At 40.5% G+C, this 12,052-nt stretch carries 9 protein-coding genes; 3 read left to right on the top strand and 6 right to left on the bottom strand.

The window, feature by feature from the left end:
• Positions 1–171 precede the first annotated feature (171 nt).
• Together H6G48_RS14795 and dndC are read right to left on the bottom strand one after the other, a co-directional pair.
• Entirely contained in the window at positions 172–864 is a 693-nt protein-coding gene (locus H6G48_RS14795; protein ID WP_190722325.1) for a M15 family metallopeptidase, read from the bottom strand.
• A gap of 121 nt (positions 865–985) precedes the next feature.
• Positions 986–2,575 (bottom strand): DNA phosphorothioation system sulfurtransferase DndC, encoded by a 1,590-nt coding sequence (dndC, locus tag H6G48_RS14790; protein WP_190722324.1) that lies wholly within the window; start codon positions 2,573–2,575, stop codon positions 986–988.
• 227 nt (positions 2,576–2,802) lie between these two features.
• Between dndC and H6G48_RS14785 the strand changes: the two genes are divergently transcribed.
• Positions 2,803–4,011, top strand: a complete 1,209-nt coding sequence (locus tag H6G48_RS14785) for a DNA sulfur modification protein DndB (protein WP_052278590.1) — start codon at positions 2,803–2,805, stop codon at positions 4,009–4,011.
• A 158-nt stretch (positions 4,012–4,169) separates the two neighbouring features.
• Here the strand turns inward: H6G48_RS14785 and H6G48_RS14780 are convergent, their stop codons facing one another.
• Both H6G48_RS14780 and H6G48_RS14775 read right to left on the bottom strand, forming a co-directional pair.
• Positions 4,170–4,904 carry an SDR family oxidoreductase gene (locus H6G48_RS14780; protein ID WP_190722323.1) on the bottom strand — a complete coding sequence of 245 codons (735 nt, stop codon included), beginning with the start codon at positions 4,902–4,904 and terminating at the stop codon, positions 4,170–4,172.
• A gap of 38 nt (positions 4,905–4,942) precedes the next feature.
• The gene (locus H6G48_RS14775) at positions 4,943–5,731 is read right to left on the bottom strand and encodes a class I SAM-dependent methyltransferase (protein ID WP_190722322.1); all 789 of its coding nucleotides are present in this window, start codon (positions 5,729–5,731) and stop codon (positions 4,943–4,945) included.
• A 376-nt stretch (positions 5,732–6,107) separates the two neighbouring features.
• On the opposite strand from H6G48_RS14775, the gene H6G48_RS14770 reads away from it, so the two are divergent.
• Together H6G48_RS14770 and H6G48_RS14765 are read left to right on the top strand one after the other, a co-directional pair.
• Positions 6,108–6,434 (top strand): mannose-binding lectin, encoded by a 327-nt coding sequence (locus tag H6G48_RS14770; RefSeq protein WP_052278278.1) that lies wholly within the window; start codon positions 6,108–6,110, stop codon positions 6,432–6,434.
• 185 nt (positions 6,435–6,619) lie between these two features.
• Positions 6,620–6,778, top strand: a complete 159-nt coding sequence (locus H6G48_RS14765) for a microviridin/marinostatin family tricyclic proteinase inhibitor (protein ID WP_002750786.1) — start codon at positions 6,620–6,622, stop codon at positions 6,776–6,778.
• A gap of 164 nt (positions 6,779–6,942) precedes the next feature.
• Here H6G48_RS14765 and H6G48_RS14760 read toward each other — a convergent pair whose 3' ends face one another.
• Positions 6,943–7,422: a hypothetical protein gene (locus tag H6G48_RS14760; RefSeq protein WP_079207068.1), complete on the bottom strand. Its 480-nt coding sequence runs from the start codon at positions 7,420–7,422 to the stop codon at positions 6,943–6,945.
• A gap of 277 nt (positions 7,423–7,699) precedes the next feature.
• Positions 7,700–11,956, bottom strand: a complete 4,257-nt coding sequence (locus tag H6G48_RS27220) for a non-ribosomal peptide synthetase (RefSeq protein WP_190722321.1) — start codon at positions 11,954–11,956, stop codon at positions 7,700–7,702.
• Between the last annotated feature and the right edge of the window lie 96 nt (positions 11,957–12,052).

The raw sequence follows: 12,052 nt of genomic DNA, 5'->3' as shown, positions 1-12,052 counted from the left end.
CTTTTAGACTTTTTGTCAATCAAAAAGTACCGGCGACGGAAGTGATTGGGGGGAAAATCCCTGGACTTTTCCCCTGAAAATTAGGTAATTGACCCCCTCAAAATCGGTAAAACTCTACACCCCACACCCCACACCCTGTCCCCACAAGAAACTTTTTGCCGCAAACCCTACTTAATCCTCCACTCTGCCATAGATGGCGTAGGCTCGATCGAGCGACCAGGCCCACATCTGATCCCCTAGGGAAAAATGCCACCATTCCCCCTTATGTCGGCTAAATCCCGCCTCCTCCATCACTTTAGCCAATAAAACTCGTTTTTGATGATAACCCTGTTCTCGCGGGCTTTTTGCGGCGATATAATAATCGGGATGCGATCGCTCACTGATCTCATCGATTTCTCCCCCCATGTCGATGGCTTGTCCCTTCTCGTTCACCAGGGTAATATCGATCGCCGCTCCGGTACTATGGGGAGGCGGAGTGGCGGCATTATCGCTGGGAACCGCCCAAATAGTGTAAACTTCTGTTAAAATCGCTTGACTTTCTGCCTCCGATAGTTTCTCTTTGGCTAATCCTTTTGTGTCTAGGAGAGTCTGAAAACTATAATCGACCATAAATTGTTGCACTTCCACCGGTCGATAGGCATCAAAAATCAAAATTTGCCAACCAGGTTGATAGACTTGCAGGCGGTTTTGAGCGTCAATCAGAGCATTTAACACCCCTTGTCGCAAAAAATAGGGAGATTTACCCCGATAATTGGCCCCCAATTTCTCGTAAGCGTGGGGAGAAGGGATAACAAATTTATCTGCGGGTATAGGTACTAGGGGTTCCCCACATTCACGAATAGGAATTTTTTGGTAGGGTTTCATCTCGTCGTCGAGAAACAGTAATTTTATTGATAGTCCACTCGATCGCCAGTTTACCGGAAAGACTAGATAGGGGAAATGCGGCCGGGAAAATCTAGGGACGTTTACGGGTAAAATAAACCCGTTATTCTTCCTCCTCAACGGTTGTAGGGAACTTCATACTGGCCCAAGTTAACTGTTTTTGCGGGTCTTTTTCCGGTTCACTAAAACTCTCTTTGAGTTGTTCTTTCACCTGAGCAATATTGCCACTTTGAGCAGCATTCTTTAGATCATAGACATAACGAGCATTTTCGATCGCTTCCTCTTTACTACGAGAACTAGATTCAAAGCATTTTTCTAGGTCTTTGTAAATACCCTTGCGAGAGATTTTGAGAAAATATTGACGTTCTGTATCGATAAGTTTAGCCAATAATTCTAGGTGCATGGAATCCTCGGCACAGATATCCGCGAGTATATCCCATTCTTCACTCCCCAAAAGATTATTATCCGCCCCCGGTCGCGGGTCTTGAAAAGTTTCTCCAGTCACTTGTTTATAAATCTTCGGTAATTGGTCATCAAATTCGTGCTTTTCTTCCCTCCAAATCCGGCGAATTTCGCTGAGTTCCTCCGTGGTAATTAGGGTAATATCTTTCATCTCCTCTGGGGCATTAGTACGCACGCTCTCCTGAGCTTCTAATACCCTTCTCAGCCAATATTCTCGCCATTGTTTAGTATAGGGTCCCGGTATGGGTTCGATCTTGTCTGAACCAAAAAGTTCAACCTTGCCATAAATACGGCGAAAATCTCGCCTTTCTCTGTCGTTTTTTAAGTCTAATTCGTTGCGAAGCTCTAAAAGTGGTTGTAACCATTCTTTTTCTTCGTCATTCTGTATCATTGCCTCCATCGATTTATCTTTATTCACCAACGTACAAACCCAACAACCAAAGCGCGAATCTCCACAGCTAGGAGTGGAAGTATCTACCACTAGGGGACATTCATTATCCGCAGTCGCTCCTCGATACATTGCTAATAATTCTTTGTTATCTCCTCCCCAGGGATTTTCCCACTGCATTAAGTACATCCATACTTCATCAGTACGCCAATCTTCTATGGGAGTATAAATCAAAGAGTTGATTAAACGTCCATTGGGGCTTAATCTGTCACGAACTCTACCTATTTCATGTTTTTTCATGGTGATTGCTCGCGCTTGACTTTCAGCCTTCCTAATTCCTAGCACAACAATAGTTTCACAATGAACTCTGACTAAATTGCGAATAAAGTTATTGACAGGCTGAATTTTCATGCGATCAGTACACCAACGAAAGCCGTGCCTTGGAGCAGGATATCCTTTTCCTATCAAACAAACCCAGAAAGTAGCGTCAACTTCAGGATGCAGTAGATGCGATTTAACAGGCATTTGTTGCTGTTTTGCCGCTTCTGTAAGCTGTCTAATACATCTGCGTACCCAAGTAGAAACAATTGGGTTTTCAACAAAAGTATCGGTAGTGATGACATGAATGGTTTTGTGTCGCTTCTCTAATGGTAAGGCAGCGATCGCATTCCAGATTAACTGCAATATACTTGTACTATCTTTTCCCCATGATACTCCCACAACCCAAGGAATAGTATCTGCACAGTATAATTCCTGTATTTCTTGAGTTAAATAATTTAACTCCTCGACAAACTCCGCAATAGTACGGATAGGCGACTTATCTGATTTGAGGGTATCTGTCATAAAAAGTCCGTATTTCTCTCGATACTGAGTGTCTCAAGGATGACTACAGAGTTTCGCCTAAAGATGAAGTATGACGGGATTTGGCATCATCCTTGGGCGATCAGCTGCTGTTCCTTGTTCCCTATTCTGGCGTTCCCTATTCCCCAAAACGAAAACTTCGTGCCTCATCATTAAGATAACTGCTATAATATATGATTATTGAGTGTTTTTTGGTATTTTTTTCTATTATGTCTGATATTGCAGCTCATTCTTCAGATTTGACTCAACAACTGAATCAGGTACTGGAATACTACTTTTCTGAGCATTACAGAGAGAAATGCTATCTTGGGCTAGTTTTCCAACAAGGAAAACGAAAAATGGTTCAAATAAACGTTCCCGCTCATGATTTACCAACCTTGCTCCAAGCAAAGCCATCTACAGGGAACGATCCCGATTCAGGAAAAAATCGCCCAGAGGTTCAAGGACATACAGAGGAAGTTAAAGAATATATCCTTAAGCGGATTAAACAAGATAAACCATGGATTTTAGGAACTCTAACAGCTAATGTTGATCCAGAAAAAATTAAGCTGATCGATCTTGCTCGTGGGCTATGCTTGGTTGTAATTGGGCGTGGAATCAAATTAGATATTACAGATGGTCAACATCGTAAACGCGCTATTCACGAATTGATTACAAATTCTGAGGGGGAACTAATCGGTGATAATGATTTTCCTATTACTTTGGTCTTGGAAGGGGATTTTAGACAATGCCAAACTGATTTTAGAGATATGGCTCAAACAAGACCTTTAGATAAATCATTACTCCTTTCCTTTGGTGAATTTGAAGGACGGGTGGGTATTACTAAAAATTTACTCTATCAAGTGTCTATGTTTGATGGTAAAACAGAAGCTATCAAAGATCAAACTTCGTTAAAAAAGAAACTTATTTATACATTTAACTATGTGGCTAAATTAGTAAGTTTAGCATTTGATAACGACATTAGTTCTGATTTAACAGAGATAAGCGTTGAAGAATCATCTGAGGTTTTATCTAAATGTTTAAATCAGTTTTTTCATGAGTGTTCTCAAACTAGAGAAATAGCGGAGAATAGCACAGATAAATTAACCGTTGATCAGTTAACTCAATTTCAGACAAGTTGTATTTTAGGACGTAGTGTAGGCTTAGAAATATTAGGATACTTGTTGCACGATATTTATGATGAAAATAACAACAGTTTTGATAGTGCTAAAATTTCATTGTTGGCTGGATTAGACTGGGCAACTGGTAGTGATCTTTGGAGTGGAAATGTCGTTAAAATAGATCCTAACCCTAAAAAGCCAGCAAATCCTTACAGAATATCTGCGAGCATGAATATGGTAAAACTGGCAGTTTACAACGTAAAAAATCGGCTAGGATGGGTAGAAAAATCTACAAGTTCTATGTTAGATTTTCAATGATCGAGCGCGGCTGACAAGCGATCGCAAAAAAATCGAACTTATGTACTATGATCAACCCTTAATGCAACTTTAAAAACCCACTTCCCACTCCCTCCTATACCCTTTAAACAGGATTTAGTATCACTTTCCCGGGTTGAGGGTTTAAGTCCAGTTAGGGATTAAAGAGTAACTCCACCGTCCACGGGTAAAACCACCCCTGTCATATAGGGGTTGATAATCAAACTCAATACTGCTAGGGCGACTTCTTCGGGTTGCCCTAAATGTTCGACAGGTAGAGCAGAAACCGCCCATTTGCTCAGGTCGGAGCGTTCCGAATCACCTTGACTGGTCCAGATGCTTGTATCTTCTATTAATCCGGGGGCAACAACGTTAACGCGAATAGGAGCGAGTTCTAGGGCGAGGGCGCGTCCAAATACGGCTACGGCACTATTAGCGGCGGCTATGACGGAAATTCCGCCCATTTTGGAATATTTGAACATAGTGACGCTGGATGTCAGGGTAATAGAACCGTCCTTGGCCAAAGTTTTCAGGGAGCCACGCACTGCTAAAAAGGTTGCCCAGAATTTCTCCATACCTCCCCGGGCCGTTTCTGCGGTCATTTCGGTTAATAAGGCTCGCGGCATATTTCTGTCTCCCAGAGAGGTGACTACTAAATGGTCAAAGTTGCCAATTTCTGCAAAAAAGGCATTAACAGAATCTTCTTCTAAAAAATTAACAGTTTTGGCTTCAATCTCCCCGGAAATTAGGGCAACAGCGGCAGCTAATTTCTCTTGAGAAGCATGGGAAAGCACCACTTTTGCCCCCAGGGAGAGCAATTTTTCGGCAATCGCTAGGTCAATCCCGGAGCTTGCACCAATAATAACGACTTTTTTACCCGATAAGGAATCAAACATTTTTTTGTCTCCAAAAATTCAAGAAAAACTTACAACTATTACAGTATATTGACTGGCTTTTGGGCGGCAACTAACCAATAAGTTATGGCCGAGGAACTTAGCAAATTATCCAGAGCCTTAATGTTTAAATTATAGGTTTCTTCGTCTAATTTTCCCGATTGCAATTCCTCTGTTAACCAAGACTTAAGATGGCGAAAATGTCTGAACCAGCACTCCTCCGTCACCTCGACAAATTGAACATCTTTAAACCCTGCCTGTTGATAAAGATTTTGATACTCTGCCCTATCTTTGACCGTGTTTGCTTGGGGAACTGTCCAATCCCCTAAAAGTTCCGTTGTGGCAAAACTCAGATCTGAGAGAATTAAGGTTCCCCCCGGCTTTAATACTCGCCAAGCTTCTTGCAAGAATTGCCGCCTAGTATTAAAATAAAAAGCCGCTTCTACACAAATAATTTGCTCAAAAGAATGATCGGCAAAATCCATCTCTACCGCATCCATTAACAGAAATTTACCCTCGGGAAAATTCAAGAGACTTCTGGCAATTTGTGTCGGAGAAATGTTAATCCCCACAATTGCTGTCAATGGGTAATATTTGAGAAGATAATGGGTAGTTGCTCCCAAACCACAGCCAACATCAAGAATTGTTCCCTGTTTGTTGGGAATAAATTCTAAAAGTTTCTCCATCAGAGTAGAGGATGCTTCCTGTTGATCTTGAGTATGGGAGAGCCAATAACCGACATTAAAAAACTCTCTTTCACCATAAAACTCTCGAATCGAAGGACTACAAATTAAATCATCGAATCTACTAATCCATTCATTTTTATCCATTGTTAAACTCACTTAACTGTTTCGGCAAAAACTACATTAGTTTAACACGATTTGGCTTAGTAGAGCGGGAAGTACCCACTTTCCGCACTTCTTAACATTCAATTAATAATTTTTACTAATATATTGCTTACAATCCTTTGCCAGTAAAGATTATAGCTACAATCATGGATTTTGATCAAGGTGAAGAATTGTCAATTTTTTTCTCAGAAAAAATCAATTATTGAAAATGTTCTTAATAGTAGTTTGTACAATGAAGGTTTTTCGTCAAAACATCTTGGGGAATGTAAAAATATATAAAAGTATATGAAGATGTGCGGAATGTCGGCCGTTAAGGCACTATGCTGAATCATACTGTTTTTTAAAACACAGAGTTGTCATGCCTAATTTTTCGCACACTTGTAGCAGTATCAACTACGACCCTAACAGCACAATCCTGAGTGCTGAGTGCCAAGCTCGCGATGGAGAATGGCTCCCTACCGAACTGAGGCTTAGTGACCATATCGGTAATATAGATGGGGAATTGCAGTTCGGGGATCAAAACTTCCAAGAAACCTGCCAAGATTGTCACCTTGAGTTCGGGGATGGAGAGCAATCCGTATGGTTGGTGTGTACTTGTCAAACAATGGATGGGGAATGGAAACCTACGCAAATACTGTTAGACAGTCAGATCGATAATAACGATAGCCAACTGGAAATCGGATAGGGTAGGAGAGGACGCAAGAAATCCACGATTCCGCTATCTGTTGGCTAGGAAACCTACACTTACCCGCAAGAAAAGTGTAGGTAGTTCACCAAGTATTTGACTTGAGTAAGACGGCAATATATGTTACTATCGCAAGGTAATCGCAGCTATCTTGAAAAAGCTGCCACTCAAAACTAGGAATGACCATGAATTATCCTAATAGCGAACAGAGTAAAGCAATCCCCTTCTTTGCTCGTTTTTTGTCTGCGGACCAAGACGAGGCTCCGACTCCCGATTCCCCCCCCGATTCTGAACCGGCTCCCGTTTGGACTTGGAAATGGCCTTCTGACTGGGAAGATAGTTAATTAATTTAAAGATTGCTTTCAGTAATTCAGACAGAAATAAACTACCGCCATAAGTCAAGCAGGAGTAAGATTTATGGCGGTTTTTTGTTGTATTTAGGGTTTGCTGAAAAAGTCAATTTGCCGGTGAGGGCAGCGGGGGGAGAAAGTGCTTAGTCAAGTCACAACTACTCTTCAGCAATTTCGACTTCTTTCGGAGCAATGGGTTCTTCGGCAGCAATTTCTACTTCAATAGCCTTTTTAAGGTTAAGTTTTAGAACTTGAGAAATTGGCAAACCTTCCACCTCATTGATGAGATATTCTTGAGTTTCTGTTTCACGACGTTTGAGATAGACCGTTTTAAGCAGTGCCTCAATGCCATAACCCGTAACAATGTCACCAATAATGGTAGAGATGCCTAAGACCCCAAGTCCACCAATTAGTCCCAGCGGACCGCCTAACCCAAAAAGTGCGTAAATCGCAGGATAGGCAGTACCACCAGATGCGGCAACAGCAATAATGAAAATAATGCCGGGGAGTCCCAGAGAAGCAAGTTTTTGAACAACTTCATCCAGAGAAATTCCCCAGGAGACAAGTTTTTTGTTGATTTCTGTGGGATTAATTCCGAGAAAATCATTGGGAATGGCCGTTTCAGTAGTTTCCGTCATTGATGAGACTCCTAAAATCACTAAGTTGGATTGGTTGGTCGGGATTTCACTCATATAAAATCCATGGTAAGGCAAAAGAATACAAATCGGCTGTCTAGCAATCAGATGCCTTGCAGCATTTTACATTAGTCTTACCGTTCACACAACTTGTAGAAAATCGTCAGTTCTTAGATTAAATCCTGTTTAAAAGATAGATGAGATTGGGGAGAAACAATTGATAACTGGGTTTTTCAAGTTGGATTGGGAGTTAACCATAGTCTTAAAAACGGGTTTGGTATCAAATCTCAAGGCAAACTTTTAACTCTTCGGCTAAAATCTGGACATGGGGTTCTACCATAATCGAGACATGATTTCCTAGGACGAAATGAATCTCAACTGGCTCTGTAGAAAATTCACTCCAGCCTAAAGAGGAATCCTCGCAATCTCCAGCTATTAAATCTTTATTTGGATCATCAGCTAATTCCTCCCTGGCCCGTATAATCGTAATTTTACCAGGATAAATCTGTTTAGGGAGATAATCAATCAGACATAAACAGCTAGTTTTATAGGCTTGGACAATTTTTTCAAGCTGCCTAGTTTCCGCATTGGGAGGAAGCATATTAGCCAGTTTAAAAAAGTTTAAGGCGTATCTTAATTGTTCCTCCACTGTTAAGAGTTGAAGAGTTTTATAGGAAATATCGATGGTTTTATCTAAATAAACTTCGATACCTTTGCTGACTTCAGCTAACCATCGCGCATGATCCCAATTAATATAATCAAGCAAAATTTGTTTGTCTTTATAAGTGGGTGCTGAAGAATCAATGATTGCTAGTAATGCCACTTGTTGACCCTGATTAACCAACTGTTGAGCCATTTCAAAAGCCACATTACCACCGTAGGAATGTCCTCCCAAAAAGTAGGGGCCTTGGGGTTGTAAATCTTGCATGGCTTTAAGATAAATACTGGCTATATCCTCAATGCGAGTGATTTCTCCAAACTGTTGATAGAGATCATTTTCAAAACTGTAGAAAGGTTGATCTTTTCCTAAACAACGTCCTAAATGGTAAAAATAAAATGGTCGTCCCCCGGCGCCTGGAACACAGAAGAAAGGAGGCTTTGAACCCTGGGGTTGAATGGGAACCACACAAGACTGGTTAGAGGAATCTGCATCGGTTTGGATAATGGTCGCTAACTGTTCAATAGTTGGGTTTTGAAATATTGTAGTTACGGCAATTTCTTTGCCTAACTGTTCTTGAATTTGGGTGATTAAATAAGGAGCTAAAAGGGAATGACCACCGAGGTCAAAAAAGTTATCATGCACGCTAATTTTGTCAATCTTTAGCACTTTTGACCAGATTTGCACGAGGTTTAATTCTAACTGATTACGCGCTTCAATAAATCTGTCTGAATCACTGGTATTACTAGGAGCTTTTAACGCACGACGATCAATTTTTCCGTTAGCTGTTAAAGGGAAAGACTCCAGTAGCACAAAAGCACCAGGAACCATATAACCGGGCAATTTATGGCTAAGAAATTGACGCAAATCGCCACTTGTTAGCTTTACTCCTAGCTTAGGTACAATATAGGCAACTAACTGTTTTTCCCCGGTATTGTCTTCACGAACAATCACACAAGAAGACTGTACCGCCTGATTTTGACTAAGTACAGCCTCAATTTCTCCCAATTCAATGCGGAAACCGCGAATTTTTACTTGATTGTCAATCCGTCCTACATATTCAATATTACCATCGGGTAAATAACGCGCTAAGTCTCCCGTTTTATATAATTTTGACGGCTCATTGCCCCCCTTATTAAGGGGGGTTGGGGGTATCACTTCATCCTTCTCAAAAGGATTAGGAATAAATTTTTCTTGGGTTAATTCGGGACGGTTAAGATAACCTTTGGCTAATCCTGCACCAGCAATATGTAATTCTCCTACTACACCAATCGGGACAGGTTGGAGATAGTTATCTAAAATGTAAACCTGTGTGTTGGAGATTGGACAACCAATGGGAATTGACTTTATTGTTGCCTCTAGTTGTTTAGGAATAGGATAGCAACAGGTAAAAGTTGTACTTTCTGTTGGTCCATATCCATTAATAATTTGCGTCAATGGCAAAGTTTCCAGTGCTTTATGAACATGAGCAACTGAAAGTGCTTCTCCACCAATTAGTAGCTGTTTAATTCCTGATAAAGCTTGGGAATTATCGTCAATAATCTTATTGAACAAAGCAGCCGTTAGCCATAAAATAGTAATGCCATGTTTGTCTATTGCATTTCTTAAACTTGTAGCGGTAGGAATATCTTCCGTAAAAATCACACATCTCGCACCATGTAATAAAGCACCCCAAATCTCAAAGGTAGAAGCGTCAAAAGCAATGGGAGCCATTTGTAAAAATCTTTGTGTTGCATCCAGATGTGCGTAATTTACGCCAAACAAAAGACGGTTAACGCTACGATGAATAACCTCAACACCTTTAGGTTTACCTGTAGAACCAGAAGTATAAATAACGTAGGCTAAATTATCCGCAGAAACTGTGCTGTTCAGATTCTCCGGACTTGCCTGATTAATTTGTTGCCAATCTTTATCTAAACAGATAACAATAGTCTGATGATTTGGCAAGGAATTCTGTAAAGATTCGCAGGTTAATATTATTTTAACTTGGGTATCTTGGAGCATGAAGCTAATGCGTTCTTGGGGATAATCTGGGTCAATAGGAACATAAGCTCCACCGACTTTAAGAATAGCCAATAATCCCACAATCATGTCTAAGGAACGCTCTAGACAAATCCCCACTAATTCCTCTGGTTTTACTCCTAATTTTTGCAGGTAATGGGCTAATTGATTAGCACGACAATTTAATTCATTGTAGGTTAATTTTTGCTCTGAACATACCACTGCTACCGCATCGGGTGTGCGTTTTACCTGTTCTTCAAATAATTGATGAATACATTTATCAGAGGGATAATCTGTGTGAGTTTCGTTCCACAATGATAACAATTGATAACGTTCTTCATCACTTAACATCGATAACTCAAAAATTCCCATATTGGGATTAGCTGCAATCGCAGTTAAGAGATTCTGAAAATGTTGCCCCATTTGGTTAATAGTGGGGGCAGCAAACAAATCCGTACTATAACACCAAACCGCTTCTAAACGATCAGAAACTTCCCAAAAATTTACCTCTAAATCAAATCGCGCTTTAATCTCAACAGATAAAGGCAAACTCTCCATCTTTAAGCCAGATAAACTTGCCTCAGATTGGGGAGTATTTTGCAGTGAGAACATCACCTGTATCAAAGGATTGTGACTTAAATCTCGGTTTAATTGTAATTTTTCTACTAACATTTCAAAAGGCAAATCTTGATGGGCATAAGCTGATAAAGTTGTTTGCTTTACTCGTTCTAATAACTCCAGAAAACTCGGATTTCCCGACATATCACCCCTTAAAGCCAAAGTATTGGCAAAAAAGCCCATTAATTTCTCAATTGCCGAACTATTACGATTAGCGATGGGAGAACCTACCAAAACATCTAATTGACCACTATAACGAGAAATTAGGACAAAAAAAGCCGCCAGTAAAGTCATAAATAGTGTTGCTCCTGACTCCTGACTTAACCTTTTGAGGCGTTGCGTTAAGTCTTGATTCAGGCGAAAAACCTGTCCATCACCCCGGAAACTAGGAATTGGAGGACGGGGATAATCCGTCGGCAATTCTAAAATAGTAGGTGCATCTTGTAACTGTTTTTGCCAGTAATTAAGTTGACGCTCCAAAACTTCACCGGTGAGCCATTGACGTTGCCATACAGCAAAATCGGCGTATTGAATCGATAATTTAGCGAGAGGGGAAGGCAAACCCTGGACAAAGGCCGCATAAAGTTGAGATAATTCATCAAAGAAGATGCTCAAAGACCAACCATCGTAAATAATATGGTGCATCTTCAACAGCAATACATACTCTTGGGAACTGAGTTTAATTAACTTAAATTGGACTAATGATTCCTTGGCTAGATTAAAGGGTTTTAAGGAGAAAGCAATCGCTATTTCTTGCAGATGTTCTGTTTGTTCATTCTTTGATAAATTTTGTAAATCTTCCAGGGGTAAACTTACGGTTGAAGGGGGAGCAATGCGCTGAATTGGTTGCCCTTCTACCATGGTAAAAGTGGTTCTTAAAATTTCGTGACGGCGAATCAGTTCACTGAGACTTCGTTCTAAAGCCAACAGATTGAGGGAGCCTTCTAACCGCAAAGCTTCCAACAGATTATAGGAATGACTATCGGGAGAAAGTTGCTGCAGAAACCAGAGTCGTTGTTGAGCAAAAGAGAGGGGTAAATCCTGATCCCGTGACACGGGAATAATCTCTAAATCAACAGTATTAGTTGGGATTTTTGCCGCTCTTAAAAAGTCCAAAATTTCAGTTTTTTTGGCGGCGATTTCTTCTTTAATTTCTGGGGTCATAACCCCTTTGGGAGCCTGAAAACGAAGTTTTTCGCCTTCCAGCCATAGTTTAATCTCTAAACCCTTCAAATACGCTAAAAAATCTCCTACTTTCACTTACCAATTGCCTCCAAAGTTGTTGTTAAATTAGCTCTAAATCACGAAGTTTGCCCTGAGGATGTAAAAGTACATCAGATTGCCATTGACTAGGAT

Origin of the sequence: Microcystis flos-aquae FACHB-1344 (assembly GCF_014698375.1) — a bacterium.
GTDB classification, from domain to species: Bacteria; Cyanobacteriota; Cyanobacteriia; order Cyanobacteriales; family Microcystaceae; genus Microcystis; species Microcystis aeruginosa.
This window is presented reverse-complemented; position numbering and strand designations above follow the sequence as displayed.

Coding starts and splice junctions, on each gene's coding strand:
- H6G48_RS14795 (WP_190722325.1), bottom strand. CDS start 864: ATGAAACCCTACCAAAAAATTCCTATTCGTGAATGTGGGGAACCCCTA.
- dndC (WP_190722324.1), bottom strand. CDS start 2,575: ATGACAGATACCCTCAAATCAGATAAGTCGCCTATCCGTACTATTGCG.
- H6G48_RS14785 (WP_052278590.1), top strand. CDS start 2,803: ATGTCTGATATTGCAGCTCATTCTTCAGATTTGACTCAACAACTGAAT.
- H6G48_RS14780 (WP_190722323.1), bottom strand. CDS start 4,904: ATGTTTGATTCCTTATCGGGTAAAAAAGTCGTTATTATTGGTGCAAGC.
- H6G48_RS14775 (WP_190722322.1), bottom strand. CDS start 5,731: ATGGATAAAAATGAATGGATTAGTAGATTCGATGATTTAATTTGTAGT.
- H6G48_RS14770 (WP_052278278.1), top strand. CDS start 6,108: ATGCCTAATTTTTCGCACACTTGTAGCAGTATCAACTACGACCCTAAC.
- H6G48_RS14765 (WP_002750786.1), top strand. CDS start 6,620: ATGAATTATCCTAATAGCGAACAGAGTAAAGCAATCCCCTTCTTTGCT.
- H6G48_RS14760 (WP_079207068.1), bottom strand. CDS start 7,422: ATGACGGAAACTACTGAAACGGCCATTCCCAATGATTTTCTCGGAATT.